General features: G+C 72.1%; 13 protein-coding genes. 9 read left to right on the top strand and 4 right to left on the bottom strand.

Annotated features, from left to right (window positions below; all coding sequences use genetic code 11):
- Positions 1–54: 54 nt before the first annotated feature.
- The 7 genes from G6048_RS17730 (at position 55) to G6048_RS51410 (ending at position 7603) form a co-directional block, all read left to right on the top strand.
- Positions 55–1038 (top strand): aromatase/cyclase, encoded by a 984-nt coding sequence (locus G6048_RS17730; RefSeq protein ID WP_165340519.1) that lies wholly within the window; start codon positions 55–57, stop codon positions 1036–1038.
- Positions 1025–1654, top strand: coding sequence for an antibiotic biosynthesis monooxygenase family protein (locus G6048_RS17725; protein WP_165340518.1), 630 nt, complete (start codon positions 1025–1027; stop codon positions 1652–1654). The genes G6048_RS17730 and G6048_RS17725 overlap by 14 nt, the downstream gene beginning before the upstream one ends.
- A gap of 116 nt (positions 1655–1770) precedes the next feature.
- The gene (locus G6048_RS17720; RefSeq protein ID WP_165340517.1) at positions 1771–1977 is read left to right on the top strand and encodes an acyl-CoA carboxylase epsilon subunit; all 207 of its coding nucleotides are present in this window, start codon (positions 1771–1773) and stop codon (positions 1975–1977) included.
- Between the two features lie 17 nt (positions 1978–1994).
- A complete protein-coding gene (locus G6048_RS17715) occupies positions 1995–3659 on the top strand; it encodes a fatty acyl-AMP ligase (RefSeq protein WP_165340516.1) in 1665 nt (554 codons plus the stop codon).
- Positions 3656–5407: an acyl-CoA dehydrogenase gene (locus G6048_RS17710; protein WP_165340515.1), complete on the top strand. Its 1752-nt coding sequence runs from the start codon at positions 3656–3658 to the stop codon at positions 5405–5407. The genes G6048_RS17715 and G6048_RS17710 overlap by 4 nt, the downstream gene beginning before the upstream one ends.
- 63 nt (positions 5408–5470) lie before the next feature.
- Positions 5471–6700 carry an acyltransferase domain-containing protein gene (locus G6048_RS17705; protein ID WP_165340514.1) on the top strand — a complete coding sequence of 410 codons (1230 nt, stop codon included), beginning with the start codon at positions 5471–5473 and terminating at the stop codon, positions 6698–6700.
- Entirely contained in the window at positions 6701–7603 is a 903-nt protein-coding gene (locus G6048_RS51410) for a 4'-phosphopantetheinyl transferase family protein (protein ID WP_165340513.1), read from the top strand. It abuts the gene before it with no gap.
- On the opposite strand, the gene G6048_RS17695 is transcribed toward G6048_RS51410, so the two are convergent.
- The 4 genes from G6048_RS17695 to G6048_RS17680 form a co-directional block, all read right to left on the bottom strand.
- Positions 7516–8127 carry a response regulator transcription factor gene (locus tag G6048_RS17695; RefSeq protein ID WP_165340512.1) on the bottom strand — a complete coding sequence of 204 codons (612 nt, stop codon included), beginning with the start codon at positions 8125–8127 and terminating at the stop codon, positions 7516–7518. The two genes, G6048_RS51410 and G6048_RS17695, sit on opposite strands and share 88 nt — an antisense overlap.
- A 40-nt stretch (positions 8128–8167) precedes the next feature.
- Complete coding sequence (locus tag G6048_RS17690) at positions 8168–9349, bottom strand: sensor histidine kinase (RefSeq protein ID WP_235989994.1); 1182 nt, start codon at positions 9347–9349, stop codon at positions 8168–8170.
- 169 nt (positions 9350–9518) lie between these two features.
- Positions 9519–11780 (bottom strand): TOMM precursor leader peptide-binding protein, encoded by a 2262-nt coding sequence (locus G6048_RS17685; RefSeq protein WP_165340510.1) that lies wholly within the window; start codon positions 11778–11780, stop codon positions 9519–9521.
- Positions 11777–12196, bottom strand: a complete 420-nt coding sequence (locus tag G6048_RS17680) for a hypothetical protein (RefSeq protein WP_165340509.1) — start codon at positions 12194–12196, stop codon at positions 11777–11779. Before G6048_RS17680 ends, G6048_RS17685 begins: the two co-directional genes overlap by 4 nt.
- A gap of 243 nt (positions 12197–12439) precedes the next feature.
- Here G6048_RS17680 and G6048_RS17675 point away from each other — a divergent pair, with 243 nt between their 5' ends.
- Both G6048_RS17675 and G6048_RS17670 read left to right on the top strand, forming a co-directional pair.
- The gene (locus G6048_RS17675; RefSeq protein ID WP_165340508.1) at positions 12440–13234 is read left to right on the top strand and encodes an AfsR/SARP family transcriptional regulator; all 795 of its coding nucleotides are present in this window, start codon (positions 12440–12442) and stop codon (positions 13232–13234) included.
- Between the two features lie 98 nt (positions 13235–13332).
- A complete protein-coding gene (locus G6048_RS17670) occupies positions 13333–14922 on the top strand; it encodes an acyl-CoA carboxylase subunit beta (RefSeq protein ID WP_165340507.1) in 1590 nt (529 codons plus the stop codon).
- Positions 14923–15029 lie beyond the last annotated feature (107 nt).

Genomic DNA, 15029 nt, shown 5'->3' with positions numbered 1-15029 from the left:
TCTGTCACTCTGAACCGGCCGCTGAACCGGCCGAAACCGAAGGGAAGGTACGCCGTGGCGACCGCTGCCCCCGACACGCCGGCGACCCATGTCACGGAACACTCCGTCACGGTCGCCGCGCCGCCGGACACCGTCTACGACCTGATCGCGGACGTCTCCGCCTGGCCCCAGGTCTTCGGCCCGACCGTCCACGTCGAGGTCCTCGAAGAGGCCCCCGAGGACGGCGGCGAACAGCTCCTGCGCATCTGGGCCATCGCCCACGAACAGGTGCGCACCTGGACCTCCCGCCGCGTCCTCGACCCGGCGGCCCGCACCATCACCTTCCGCCAGGTCGTCTCCGCCGCACCCGTCGCCGCCATGGGCGGTGCCTGGCACATGCGGCCCACCGACGACGGCTCGACCCGGGTCGTACTGCTGCACGACTTCCGCGCCGTCGACGACGACCCCGCCGCCGAGGAACTGATCGAAGGCGCAGTCGACCGCAACAGCCGCGCCGAACTCGCCGCCCTCAAGACAGCCGCCGAACAGGGCGCCGCGCGCGACGAACTCCACTTCACCTTCGCCGACTCCGAGACCATCACCGGTGCGGCCGGCGACGTGTACGCCTTCCTCGACCGCGCCGACCTGTGGCCCGAACGCCTCCCGCACGTGGCCCGCCTCGACCTCACCGAGGACGAACCGGGCATCCAGCACCTGGACATGGACACCCGCAGCCCGGACGGCTCGGTGCACAACACCACCTCCGTACGGGTCTGCTTCGAGGACCGCCACATGATCGTCTACAAGCAGCTGAGGGTGCCCGTCGCGATGAGCGGCCACACCGGCCGGTGGGTGATCGAGTCGCTCGGCGACGGCACGGTGCGGGCCACCTCCTGGCACTCCGTCACCCTCGACCCGGACGGCGTCCACAGCGCCCTCGGGCCGCAGGCCACGCTCGCCGAGGCCCGGCAGCTGGTCCGTACGGCCCTCGGCACCAACAGCGCGACCACCCTGCGCCACGCCAAGCGGTTCGCGGAGGACTTAAGTGCCGGAGCGTGATCCGACCAGGCCGGTCACCGTCATCAACCGGTTCGAGGTCGAGGGCGACACCGCCGAGTTCGAGCGGGAGTTCCGTGAGCACTCGCAGTTCCTGCGGCGCCGCCCGGGCTTCGACTTCCTGGTGACGGTCCGGCTCGTCGACCGGCCGACGGCGTATGTCCACCTCTCCCACTGGCGCCGGCTCAGCGGTTTCCTGGACACGGTGCACGACGACACGTTCGTCGCCCACGTCCAAGGGCTGGCCCCCCTGGTGGAGACCAGCGCCGACCAGGCCCTGAGCATCGGCCGGGTGCTACGGGAGAACGCGGCCGTCGACGACACCGACGTAGTCCTCATCTCCGCCCAAGTGCGCGGCGACGACCGGGAGTTCGAGAAGCGGTACGCCGAACTGGGCCACGTCTGCGCCCGCCTGGGCGGCTTCGGCGGCAGCGACCTGCTCCGCTCCACCCTGCGCCCGCTGTCCTACACCGGCGTCCAGTGGTGGCGCGACAGCACGCACTGCGGCGACGCACTTGAGTCCGCCTCTTGGCGGACCGCCCTCTCCGACCTGTCCGCGGTGGCGGACGTCACGGTGGAGCGGGCGAGGCACATCGCGTATGAACGGGGAACGGCGTAGGCGGTGCCGCGCCCCGAAAGGGGCGCGACCAGCTACAACGAACCCGCAGCCAAAACCCGACCCGCATTCCGGCCGAACCCAGCGGAGCCTCAAGGGCCCGGGCGCACCCTGCCCCCATGGCAGAACAGACAGGCATAACCGTGCTGCGCGGCCGGCCGACCGCGGCGGAACTCGCCGCCGTCACCGCCGTGTTGCTGGCCTTGCGCAACACGGCGGCGCAGGCCCGACAGGCGCCCGCACCGACCGCGTACGCCGAGTGGAGCGTCAAGCGCGGCCGGGCCGCAACGGCCTGGTCCGCCCGACACCGGAGGGGGCCGCAGTGACCGGGTACCGGAGCTTCATGGACGTGTTCCACGCCAGGGCTGCCGAGGCGCCCGGCAAGGACGCCCTCGTGCTCCTCGCGGAACACGGCGGGCAGCTGCATCCCGAGCGCCTCACCTACGGCGATCTCGCCGGACGGGTCCGGGCGCTCGCCGCCCGGCTGCGCGCGCACGCCGCCCCCGGCGACCGCGTACTGATCCTGCACTCCTCCCGCCGGCTGTTCGCCACCGCGTTCCTGGCCTGCCTGCACGCCCGGCTCGTCGCCGTCCCCGCTGCACCGCCCGGCGGGCGCGGCCATCACGACGAGCGCATCGCCGGCATCATCCGGGATGCGGCGGCCGGCTGCGTACTCACCGAGACCGCGCACGCCGCCGATGTGTCCCAGCTCCTGGCCCGCACCGGATTCGGGCAGGTGACCTGCCTGTTGACGGACACCGGCGTGCAGCCGCCGGATGACCAACCGGCCACGGCCCTCAGCCCCGGTCCCGCACCCGACGAGATCGCCTACCTCCAGTACACCTCCGGCTCCACCCGCGAACCGCGCGGAGTGATGGTCACGCACGGCAACCTCGCGGCCACCATGGAGGCCATCCGCGGGGCACTCGGCACCGGCCCCGCGTCCCGCTTCGGCGGCTGGCTGCCCCTTCACCACGACATGGGACTCGTCGGCCAGTTGCTGCACCCCCTGTGGCTGGGCGTGCCGACCGTGATGCTCACCCCACGGACCTTCGTCAGGAAGCCCTTCCACTGGCTCGACACCGTCTCCCGGTACGGCCTGACGGTCAGCGGCGCCCCCGACTTCGCGTACGAGATGTGCCTGCGCCGGATCGGCGACCCCAAGATCGCCGCGCTCGACCTGTCCCGCTGGCGCACCGCCGTCAACGGCGGCGAACCGGTGAACCCCGCCACGCTGACCGCTTTCGCCGAACGGTTCGCCCCGGCAGGGCTGCGCCCCGACGCGCTCACCCCCGCCTACGGGCTCGCCGAGGCGACCCTGCTGGTCTCCGCCGGAGGACCGGCGTCCTCGGCCGCGCAGTCCACCGCGCCCTGCGGAGCGCCCGCCTCGGCGGAGGTGCGGATCGTCGACCCGGGCACCGGAACGGAACTCCCCGACGGCCGCACCGGCGAGATCTGGGTACGCGGCGACAGCGTCGCCCACGGCTACTGGGGCCGCCCTCTGGAGACGGCGGAGGCCTTCGACGTCCGGCTCGGCGGCCGGGGAGGCTACCTGCGCACCGGCGACCTGGGCCTGCTGGCCGAAGGTCAGCTCCATGTCACCGGACGGATCAAGGACGTCATCGTGGTCGCCGGCCGCAACCTGTACCCACAGGACGTGGAGCGCACCGTCCAGCAGGTCAGTGCGGTGTTCGGCCCGGCCACCGTGTTCGCGGTCCCCGGCGCGCGCGAACGCGTCGTCGTCGTCCAGGAACTGCGCGCCCGCAGCCACTACGACATCGACCTGGCGTCGCTCGCGGCCACCGTGGAGGCCCGCATCGGCGAGGAGCACGAGGTGCGGACCGGGGGCCTGCTCTTCGTCCGGCCCGGCACCGTACGCCGCACCACCAGCGGCAAGGTCGAACGGTCCGCCATGCGCGGCATGTTCCTGCGGGGCGAGCTGAGCCCACTGCACCAGCGCGTCGACCGTGAGGTCGAGCAGCTCCTCACGGCAGGGGCCCGCTCATGACGGCCGCCGCGCGCGGCGCCGGGGACCGCGTCGACGCGCTCGAGCGGTCCTTCGGTCCGCTCGACGACCCCGAAAACCCGCTCGGCGGCGCCGCGTTCGTCGCCGCCGACACGGCGGGCACCCTGCCGTCAGCCGCCGAGACCCTGCTCGACACGTACGGCCTGAACGAGGAGTTCGTCCCCGCGGCCCTCGGCGGCAGGCTGCGACGTATGGACGAACTCGGCCGCATCCTGCGGCCCGTGTTCCGCCGCGACGCCTCCCTCGGCTTCGGCTACGGACTCAACTGCTTCTTCGCCGCGGCCCCCCTCTGGACCGCCGGGAGCGAGGACCAGCGCCGCCTGGCCGCCCGGCTGCTCCTCGGCGGCGAGCGCATCGCCGTGGCCCGGCACAGCGTGGCCCACGGCAACGACTTCGTGCGGGACGAGCTCACCGCCCGCCCGGCGCCCGGCGGCGGCCTGCTGGTCAGCGGCAGCAAGAGCGGCATCGCCAACGCCTCGCGCGCCCGCGGCCTGGTCGTCTTCGCCCGCACCGGCACCCCGGGCCAGGCCCGCAGCCACACCGTGCTGCTCCTCGACCGCGCCGAACTGCCCCCCGGCCACGTCCTGGACCTCGGCCGCCGCCCCACCTCCGGCATGCGCGGCACCGAGTTCGGGACCCTGCGCCTCGACGACTGCCCGGTGCCGGACTCCGCCGTGGTCGGCGCCCGCGGGGACGGCTACGCACTGTCGCTGCGTTCCTCCCTCGCCATCCGGGGACTGATCCCGTCGATCGTCCTGGCGGGCGCCGACACGGCCCTGCGTACGGTCGCCGCGTTCGCCGTACGCCCCCGCACCGACGGCCGTTCCTCCCTCGACGTCCAGCACGTACGGGACGTACTGACCGGGTCCTTCCTCGACCTGCTGCTCATGGACTGCCTCGCGCTGGTCGCGACCCGGTCCCTGCACCTGCTGCCCGGGCAGATGAGCGTGTACGCGGCGGTCGCCGCCTATCTGGCGCCCAAGCTGGCCGCCGAGTCCATGGACGAGATGTCCGCCGTCCTCGGCGAGGCGACCTTCGCCGAGGAAGGCGCGTACGGCATGTTCCAGAAGCAGTCGAGGGACCTGCCGGTCACCTCGCTGGGCCACGCCGGGAGCGCGGGCCGGCAGGTGAGCATCCTGCCGCAGCTGCCGTTCTTCGCCCAGCACGCCTGGTTCGCCGACCCCGCGGCACCGGCCGCCCTGTTCCGGCTGCACGAGGACCTGCCGCCGCTGGACCTGACCCGGCCCGCGCTGCTCGGGGACGCCGACCCCCTGGCCGCCACCCTGGTGGACAGCACCGACCTGTTCGAGGCCGGGACCCTGCCGCGCCGAGGCCAGGACGCGGCCACGCTCCGCTTCCTCACCCGCGCGTTCGCCATCGAACTCGACAATCTGCGCAAGGCTTTCGCCGACGTTCCGCAGGACGACCGGCGTGCCCTGGCGAGCCCGCACAGCCTCGGTCTCGCCGACCGCTACACGCTGGTGCTGGCGGCCGCCGCCTGTCTCGGCGTGTGGCGCGAGCAGCACGCGGCCGACGGCACGAACGCCGCGGGGGACCCGTTCCTCGCCGAGACCGCCTGGCCGTCCGCGACCCTGTACCGGCTGTGCCGACGCCTCGGTCTGGCCCTGCCCGACCGTCCTGCCGCCGCCGAACAGCGCGTGCTCGCCGAGGTCCTGGCCCGGCTGCACGGCCGCCGCAGCTACGACCTGTACGGCTCACCGCTCGCCTGACCGCCCCCTCTCCCACCCGATCCCGACCCGTCCCCGCCTTCTCCCCCCGAAGGAGCACACACGATGGCCGCTCAGGAACCCGCTTCGCACACCGGGGTGCACCGTGAATGGCTGCTCGAGAGGCTCGCCCACTACCTCGGCCGGCCGCTGGAGGACTCGGTGCCGATGGCCGAGTGCGGACTGGACTCGGTGGCGGCGCTGAGCCTCTACGGCGACATCGAGGAGGAGTTCGGGCCGATCGTCGAGCTGGACGACATCAGGGCGTACCCGACGGTGCGGGACCTCGCCCGCCATATGGCCGCGCGCGACAGCCGGTTCGCCGAACGCCGGGTGCGGCCGGCCTTCGTCTTCACCGGGCTCGGCTGCCAGTACCGCGGCATGACGGCCGCCCTGTACGCGGACTCCTCCGCCTACCGCGGCCACCTCGACGAGATGGCCGACGCCCTGAAGCCGTACCTGGAAGTCTCCGTCGTCGACCTGATCCTCGGCGGGGACCCGCGGATCGACGACACGGCCTACGCCCAGCCCGCCCTCTTCGCCGTCGGATACGCCCTCGCCCGGACACTTCAGACCGCGGGTGTCGTCCCGGCGACCGTCCTGGGCCATGGCATCGGTGAGTTCGCGGCAGCCGCCGTCGCGGGCGCGCTCGGGCCGGCCGACGCGGCGAAGCTGATCGCCGTGCGGGGTGCCCTCATGCGGTACCTGCCGCCGGGCGGAGGCATGACCGCGGCCTGCGTCTCCCGGTCCGAGGCGGCCGAACTCATCGCGGCCGAGCCGGACTTGGGCATCGGTGCCGTCAACGCCGCCAAGGCGACCGTCCTGTCGGGGGACGTCCGCGCACTGGACCGCGTCGAGAGCCGGCTGGCCGGGGCCGGGATCAGGTACCGGCGCCTTCCGGTGTCCCACGCCTTCAACTCCCCGCTGATGGCGCCCGCGGTACCGAAGTTCGAGGCGGTCGCCCGCCGTGTCCCGGCCGGGACACCCCGGATCCCCTTCTACTCGACCGTCCAGGGCCGGCTCACCACCGAGCCCCTGTACGCCGATTACTGGACCCGGCAGCTCCTCACTCCCATCCTGTTCGCCGACGCCGCCCGCGCCCTGCTCGACCAGCAGACGCCCACGCATGTCGTCGAGATCGGGCCGCGCCCGGTGCTCACTCCGTACCTGCGGCGCATGGGCGCCCCTGTCTGCGTCCCCGTGTGCCCGCGGCCGGACAGCGACGCCGTGGACCTGGCCGGGGTGGTCTCCGCCCTGGACTCGGGCCCGCTGGCCGTCGAGCTGCTGGAGGCGTGAGTGACCGCCGCGATCGGCCGACCGCAGCCCGTCCTCGGGCCCGGCGCCGCCTGGGACCGGGTCGGACAGGAACTGGCGGACACCGGCAGCGTCCTCGTGTACGCCGCGATGCCCGGCTGGCTGCCGCGCGGCGACGCCGACTCGGTGCGCCACCTCCTCGGCCGCGACTGGGACCGCAGCGAGAGCTTCGTCCGTGCCCCGATGCGGGACCGGTTCATCGCCTCACGGCTGTTCCTGCGGCATACCGCCGCCGCGGTCCTCGGCACCACCGCCGACCAGGTCGACCTGTCGTACGAGCCCGGTGGCCGGCCCTACGTGCGCGGCTGCGACCAGATCGACGTCAGCCTCAGCCACACCGAGCGCCTGATGGTCGTGGCGGTGACGCGGCGCGGCCGGATCGGCGTCGACGTGGAGCGCGCCGACCGCCGGCTCGTCGGCACGGGTTCGGAGGCCATGGCGTGCACCCCGTACGAGCGGGACCTGCTCGACGCGGGCGGCGCCGAGGCCCGCAACGGCACCCTGGTACGGCTGTGGACGCTGAAGGAGGCGTACACCAAGGCCCTCGGGCAGGGGCTGCGCTTCCGGTTCACCGAGTTCGGCTTCGAGCTGGGCGAGCGGGGGGCGCGGCTGGTGCGGCCCGACGGTACGCCGGCCGGCGGCACCGAGTGGACGTTCGCGACCTTTCACGTGGGGGAGCGGTACGTGGTCAGCGCCGCGGTCCATGACGCGGGCTTCGGCGAGCTGGCCGACCTGTCCGTGGCGACCATGCTGGACGAGGGACTGCTCGACACCCTGCTCGGGGCGCCGGGCCCGCGTCAGGAGATCCAGCCGGACTCCTGGGCGATGCGGATCGCGTCGATGCGGTTGCGGGCGCCCAGCTTGGTGACGATCGCGGTGAGGTAGTTGCGGACCGTCCCCTTGGACAGGAACAGGCAGCCGGCGATCTCCGCGGCGTCGGCGCCCTGCGCGGCCAGGCGCAAGACCTCCAGTTCCCGTGGTGAGAGCGGGTTCTCCGGCGAGTCCCAGGCGGTGAGGGCCAGTTGCGGGTCGACGACCCGGCGCCCCACCGCCACCGCCCGTACCGCTGCGGCCAGTTCGTGCGACGGCGAGTCCTTCAGCAGGAACCCGGTGACATGAGCGGTCAGCGCCCGCCGCAGCGTGCCAGGACGGCCCAGGCTGGTGAGGATGAGGGTGCGGCAGGAAGGAAGGTGCTCACGCAGGTCGGCTGCCGCCGTGAGACCGTCCGTGCCCGGCAGGTCGATGTCGATGACGGCGACGTCCGGCTTCGTCTCCAGTGCCGTCTTCACGATGGTGTCCCCCCGGTCGATGGCGGCGACGACCTCCAGGTCCGGCTCCAGCTCGAGCAGGGCCACCAACGCGCCACGGATCATATGCATGTCCTCGGCCAGCAGTATCCTCACGCCCACAGCACTGCATCTCCCCCGTGCGCCTTGCGGCTGATCATGGTCAGGCGGCGGCCCTCTCGGTCGTGCGCGGGCCCCGCGGCGACTCCTCGTCCGTGGTCGGCGGACGGAGTGGCACGCATGCCTCCAGATGGAAGCGCCCGTCCTCCCCCAGACCGGCCGTGAGCTCGCCGCCGATCTTCGCGAACCGCTCGCGCAGATTGTTCAGGCCGCTGCTCGTCGGCCCGGACATCGAGGGCGCCTTCCCCTGAAGCGCCCCATCGTTGACAAGACTGAGAAGTACCGTTTCTGCGTCAACGGTGGCCGAGATGCTGCACCTTTGAACCCTACTGTGTCTCAGGATGTTGGTCACTCCCTCACGCAGAGCGGTGGCGAGCGCCGTGTCCACGACCGGGTGCAGCCGGCCGCAGTCGATACCCACATCGGCGCGCACATCGGCGGCGGCCAGGATCGCCGCCGCAGACTCGGCCTCGTCCCGCAGCGACATGTTCCGGTAGCCGCTGGACACCAGGCGTACGTCGGAGAGGGCCTGCCGCGCCACCCGCAGCAGTTCGCTCGTCTCCGCCCGCGCCTGGTCGGGGCGGGCCGAGACCAGCCGGTGCACCAGCTCGCCCTTGAGGGCGATGGCGGACAGGCTGTACCCGAGCAGGTCGTGCAGGTCACGGGCGAACCGGAGTCTTTCCTGGGCGACCGCCATCGTGGCCAACTCCTCACGGGCGGCATGCACTTCGTGCACGAGGTCGGTGAGACGGCTGAGCCCGTAGATGACCACCCCGCAGAGCATCCCGGCGATCAGGAAGTAGGCGGACTGGGCGGGCGACTCGCCCAGCACCGCCGCGTAGACCGGAATCGTGAGGACCACGCCGCCGAACAGCGGCCAGGCGACCCGGGGACTGAACGTGAGCAGCACGGAGGCCGCCAGCGGACCCTCCATGCTGCCCCACGAGAGTCCGAACCAGAACAGCGGTACGTACGTCAGCACCGTCTGGAAGGCCAGCACGCCGACCTTCCTGCGCATGGGCCAGGAACGCGCCGCCGGGGCCGAGACCACGAACTGGACGCCGAAGACGACCAGGACGAGGGCGACGCAGACGGTCAGCCGCAGTGCGGTCGCGTCGCCGAAGCGCAGCACGTTCAGGACGGTCACCGTCGCGTAGCAGAGCAGCGCGAGGACCGTGATGCCCCGCGCGAGGCGGGGGGCCGGCAGGTCGGTCAGGGGCCGCAAGGCGGCCGCGCCCGGGGGGACTTGGCCGGATCCCTTACGGTGCTGGTCAGTTGGTGCGGATAAAGAAACGGCTTCGCTGCCCCCCGGGATATCAGGACCTGCATTCCCGTCATGCGGTTCCGACATCGCAGCCTCCTCAGCAGGACTGTGCGCGCGCCATGCTAAGGGATCAGACGAAGAGAGGCACGGGATTCAAGTCCTCGTAAGGCGTGGGCTGTTCGCACCAGCCCATGCGTACGGGCACGTCAAAGAGCCGACCGGGACCGAACCGCGCCCAGAAGTGACGCAGGCCCGGCACCACTACTTTGACCACCGGGAGTTCCACGTCGGGTCGCGTCTGATTGAGCACCAGTAATTCCATGCCGTGATCTCGGACCATCGATTCCGCAGCTGCGACATCGGCCCGCAGATCGTTCTGCGGAACGTAACGGTAATCGCCGGGCCGACGCGCGGATTCGGCCGGATCCGGCAGGAGGTATGGCTGATTCCGGACGGTCGCCGTACTCCACCAGTTCCGCAACTCACGGGGAATGTCCAGCATTTGACTAACTGACTCTTCCGCCTGAGCCGGCGGCAGCAGTTGGCACATCTCCGTGACCGCCCGTTGCAGTGCCAGCCGGGGATCGAAATGCGCCCCGAAACCGAACGACAGCTTCTCCTGCGGGCTTTCCGCGCACCGCGAGACGGCGGCCATCACCGGAATGCCGAAATCCGCGGTGAGGTCGAGCACCCACAGAGACCGGCCCGCCTTCCCGTAGGCGGTTCGGGCCCGGGCGAGCCATGGCTCGTCGAACGCGTCGAGGTCCACCGCCGGACGGCGCAGCCTGTTGTACCACCACAGGGCCACGGCATCGCGCTCCACCAGCTCCAGGAACCCCTGGACCACGGCATCCTCCAGGCTGCTGCCCGCCGCGTTGCCGTTGGAGTCGGCCCACGGCGCGGGCTCGGTGCCGTCCGGGGCAGGGCCGAAGTACAGCATGGAGGTGGGCAACAGCCGCTGCCGGTGAGAGGTGAGCGACCACAGCGGCGTCCACTCGCGCACCGCTCCCTCGTCGAAGCGCGGCGGCACCGTGTGCACGGCCGCGTTCCGGGCGTTCCACCGCTCCCGGTCCCGGAACTGCCGCTCGGCGAAGAGCTGGACGTCATTGGGGTGTATGGCGTCCTCGCCCAACCCCGCCAGCGAGTCCCGCACCGCCGGCTCATCGCCCTGCCGGGTTCCGCAGTAGCGTTCCACCGCCTCGCACAGCGCGCCCGCCTCGGCCTGCTCGGCGGTGACCCCCTTACCCCCGCAGTGGCTGCGCAGCCCCTCCGCCGCATGGCCGCGCAGGGCCAGATTCCGGCCCGACACCCAGCGGTTGAGACCCTCCGGCGTGTCGGTGACCGGCCGCAGACCGGCCACGATGCCGGTGACCGGATCGACCAGGTGCCGGTAGCGGGACAGCACGTCGGCGGCGGACAGCGCGCGGTGATTGGCACCGCCCCCGGACGCCTTGGGCCGTGACACCGGCACCACCGGGCTGCGTCCCAGGGAGGCCACCAGCTCCGCGTCCCCGCACTCGGGGCATTGCGGGCGCCGCGCCACCGGGTGATGGCTGGTGCGCAGCGTGCGGGTGTCAAGGCGGCACACGGTGCCCTGGCCTGCGTACCGCATCCCGGCCGCCCACTTCAGCGCCTCCAGCACCGTCGTCTGCAGACCGAGCGAGCGCACGGCCGTCAGTGACGCCTCGGGGAGCGGCAGGGGGCCCGAGAGCCCCAGGGCGTTCCAGACAGGGGCCTGCGACCAGCGGTGGCCGCGCAGCCGGTGCGCGAGGCAGGACCAGCACGGCCCGTCGGGCGCCCCGAACACCGGCCCCACCCACACCTCCGGTCCCCGCGACCTGGCGAGCAGCCACGGCAGCCCTGCCGCGCGGTGCCGGGCGTCCACGGCGGCCAGTTCCGGGTCGAGGTAGTCGTCGCACACCACCATGCCGAACGCCGCCTGCTCCTCGGACTCGGCGAGCACAAGCCCCGCCGCCCGGCACTCCGCCCGCACCACCGAGCCGTCCGTGCGGCCGAGCGCCGCCACCCGTACCGGGGTGGAGCGCACGGCCGCCACGACGCCGGGGCCGCCGATGCCGGCCAGTTCCCAGTACGCCTCGGCGGCGGCGTCGGCACCCGGGTCCCGGTAGCCGACCAGATCCGCGCGGGCCAGCGCGGCGATCAGCCGGCCCGCCTGAGCCGGCGGCACCGAGTCCGTCGCGTCGGCGATCACCGCCGGAAGGGTCCGTGTGCCGTCCAACAGTGGTGCCAGCGCCTCGATCTGCCGGCCGCGCAGGGCGGTGGTGCCCTGGTCCGACAGCAGATACACGGCCTCGCCGGACACCGTCTCCACGCGCAGATGGCGTTTGAAGCCCACGGGCAGACCCGTGGGCACCGGGTCCGTCACGGTCACGAGCGCCCCGCGGGTATCGGTCCGTGGGTGAAGTCGCAGGACGACGTCACGGGTATCGGTCCGTGGGTGAAGTTGCAGGAGGAGGTCACGGGTATCGGTCCGTGGGTGAAGTTGCAGGAGGAGGTCACGGGTATCGGCCCGTGCGTGAAGTTGCAGGAGGACGTCACGGTCGCACCGACGCGGTCGAAGTCCTCCAGTACGAAGGCGTCCTGGTCGCTGAAACGATCCTCCAGATAGACCGGCTCGGTCGCGGTCAGTCCGAACTCGGCGAGAATCGACAGCGGGTCTTCGGAGTACCGCTGGGCCAGCTCGGGCTCAAGTCCCGTGCGGGCGGTGAGGAGTGCGAGGCGATGGTCCGCCCGCGGCCTGACGGCCGTGCCAGTGGTGCCGGATGCGACGGTGATTGACTCGAGCATGAGTTTCCCTCCCGTTGCGGTCGTACGAGGCTGCCCTCGACGTCCTGTTGGTCAGGATTCTGCGTCGCGCCGCTCACGGCGGCCCAGTGCCGGGCTCACCATCCGGGCATGACATTTTCACGTCCTCCTTCATGAGCGGATCACTGGGGCGCGGTGTGCCCGGGATGCCAGGCTCGGGTGAGGCTCCGCCCCGAGGTCCGGCGGCGGAGTGACGGGGAACCGAGCCAAAAAGGGGAACGTACGATGGAGATCAACGTACTGGGACCGCTCACCGCCGTCGAACACGGAGTCTCCGTGGTCCCCACCGCGGGCAAGCCGCGCCAGATCCTCGCTCTTCTCGCCCTGCAGTCCGACCGGGTCGTCACCGTACCGACGCTGATGGAGGAGATCTGGGGCGAGGACATTCCGCGCAGCGCGGCGACCACACTGCAGACGTACATTCTCCAGCTCCGCCGCAAGATCGCCGCAGCCCTCGACGGGGACCCGGTACGGGCCGCCAAGGACGTGCTCGTCACCCGGCACGGCGGCTATCTGCTTCAGGTCCAGCCGGGCCGGGTGGACGCCCAGGAGTTCGCGCGGCTGGCCTCGACCGGGCGCGACGCCCACGAGGCGGGCGACCACCGCGCCGCCTCCGAACTCCTCGGCCGGGCCCTGAAGATGTGGCGCGGGCCCGCCCTGGTCGACGTCCGGATCGGCAGCGTGCTCGAACTGGAGGTCCTCGGCCTGGAAGAGGACCGGATGGCCGCGCTGGAGCGGCGCATCGACGCCGATCTGCATCTCGGCCGGCACACCGAGACGGTGCCCGAACTGCGGGTCCTGGTCGCCAAGCACCCCATGCACGAGAACTTCTGCGCCCAGTTGATGACGGCCCTGCACCGTTCCGGCAGCTCCTGGCGCGCCCTGGAGTCGTACCAGCGGCTGCGCGCCACCCTCGTCGACGAGCTGGGCCTGGAACCGTCGCCGCGCCTGCAGCGGCTGCACCAGGCCGTCCTGTCCGCCGACCCGGAACTCGACCTCAACGTGACCGCGGGCGGCTGAACCCTCAGAAGCCCTTACGGGCCAGGAGACTTGAGGTGTCGTAAGGCCTGCCGGGGGACCTCCACCGTGCTTCGAGGAGCCGTTCCTACGTTCGGCCAATGACGATCCTCGACGAGCTCACGACCAGCCCACCGGCCCCCGACCTGCGACGGGCCACCGACGAACTGCGCCGCCTCAAGGACGAGGTGAGCCGCGGCCCCGATCCCGCGGCGACCCGGCGGCAGCACGAGAAGAACAAACTCACCGTGCACGAGCGGCTGGAACTGCTCTTCGACGAGGGCACGTTCACGGAGATCGAGCCGCTGCGCCGGCACCGGGCCACCGGCTTCGGTCTTGAGGACCGCAAGCCGCACGGCGACGGAGTCGTGACCGGCTGGGGCCGGGTACATGGCCGTACCGTCTTCGCCTACGCCCACGACTTCCGCGTGTTCGCCGGTGCGCTGGGCGAGGCCCACGCCGCCAAGGTCCACAAGGTCATGGACCTCGCCGCGTCCGCCGGCGCCCCGCTGGTGAGCCTCAACGACGGGGCGGGCGCCCGGATCCAGGAAGGCGTCACCGCCCTCGCCGGATACGGCGGGATCTTCCGCCGCAACGTCGCCTCCTCGGGTGTGATCCCGCAGATCAGCGTCATGCTCGGGCCCTGCGCCGGGGGCGCCGCCTACTCGCCGGCCCTCACCGACTTCGTCTTCATGGTGCGCGGCACCGCCCAGATGTTCATCACCGGCCCCGACGTGGTCCAGGCCGTCACCGGCGAGAAGATCACCCACGACGGGCTCGGCGGCGCCGACGTCCACGCCACCGCCTCCGGCGTGAGCCACTTCGCCCACGACGAGGAGGACGGCTGCCTGGAGGACGTACGGTTCCTGCTGTCGCTGCTGCCCGCCAACAACCGCGAGCTGCCGCCCGTCGTGCCCTGCGAGGACCCGGCGGACCGCGCCACCGGCCGGCTCGCGGACCTCGTACCGGCCGACCCCGGGCGCTCGTACGACATCCGTGAGGTCATCGAGGAGGTCGTCGACGACGGCGAGTACCTCGAAGTCCACGAGACCTGGGCCGGCAACGTGGTGTGCGCGCTGGCCCGGCTCGACGGGCACCCGGTGGGCATCGTCGCCAACCAGCCCGCCCGCCTGGCCGGGGTGCTCGACATCCACGCCTCCGAGAAGGCCGCCCGGTTCGTGTCCACCTGCGACGCCTTCAACATCCCGCTCGTCACCCTCGTCGACGTCCCCGGCTTTCTGCCCGGCGTCGACCAGGAGCACAACGGCATCATCCGGCACGGCGCCAAACTGCTCTACGCGTACTGCAACGCCACCGTGCCCCGGATCTCCCTCGTGCTGCGCAAGGCGTACGGCGGCGCCTACATCGTGATGGACTCCCGCTCCATCGGGGCCGATCTGTCCTTCGCCTGGCCCACCAACGAGATCGCGGTGATGGGCGCCGAGGGGGCCGCGAACGTCGTATTCCGCCGCGAGATCGCCGCCGCCGACGACCCGGAGGCCCTGCGCGCCCAGCGCATCAAGGAGTACAAGGCCGAGCTGATGCACCCGTACTACGCGGCCGAACGCGGTCTCGTCGACGACGTCATCGATCCCGGCGACACCCGCCGCGTCCTCATCCGGTCGCTGGCCATGCTGCGTACGAAACGGGCCGAGGTGCCCGAGCGCAAGCACGGAAATGTGCCGACGTAGTGGGGCCTTCCGGCCGTTCCACGCCCACGCGAGCCACGGTCGAGAGCCCACCCGTTCCATGACTCCACCGGACACGGGGGCACGTCACGAGCGAGCCGCCCGGCCGG

Origin of the sequence: Streptomyces ureilyticus, from assembly GCF_011045025.1 — a bacterium.
GTDB lineage: Bacteria > Actinomycetota > Actinomycetes > Streptomycetales > Streptomycetaceae > Streptomyces > Streptomyces ureilyticus.
The sequence above is the reverse complement of the archived record's forward strand: the minus strand, read 5'-3'. Positions and strand labels throughout refer to the sequence as shown.

Bases quoted from the DNA above. Each gene is read 5' to 3' on its own strand.
- G6048_RS17720 (WP_165340517.1), top strand. From the start codon at position 1,771: ATGGCAGAACAGACAGGCATAACCGTGCTGCGCGGCCGGCCGACCGCG.
- G6048_RS17715 (WP_165340516.1), top strand. From the start codon at position 1,995: ATGGACGTGTTCCACGCCAGGGCTGCCGAGGCGCCCGGCAAGGACGCC.
- G6048_RS17710 (WP_165340515.1), top strand. From the start codon at position 3,656: ATGACGGCCGCCGCGCGCGGCGCCGGGGACCGCGTCGACGCGCTCGAG.
- G6048_RS17675 (WP_165340508.1), top strand. From the start codon at position 12,440: ATGGAGATCAACGTACTGGGACCGCTCACCGCCGTCGAACACGGAGTC.
- G6048_RS17670 (WP_165340507.1), top strand. From the start codon at position 13,333: ATGACGATCCTCGACGAGCTCACGACCAGCCCACCGGCCCCCGACCTG.
- G6048_RS17705 (WP_165340514.1), top strand. From the start codon at position 5,471: ATGGCCGCTCAGGAACCCGCTTCGCACACCGGGGTGCACCGTGAATGG.
- G6048_RS17680 (WP_165340509.1), bottom strand. From the start codon at position 12,196: ATGCTCGAGTCAATCACCGTCGCATCCGGCACCACTGGCACGGCCGTC.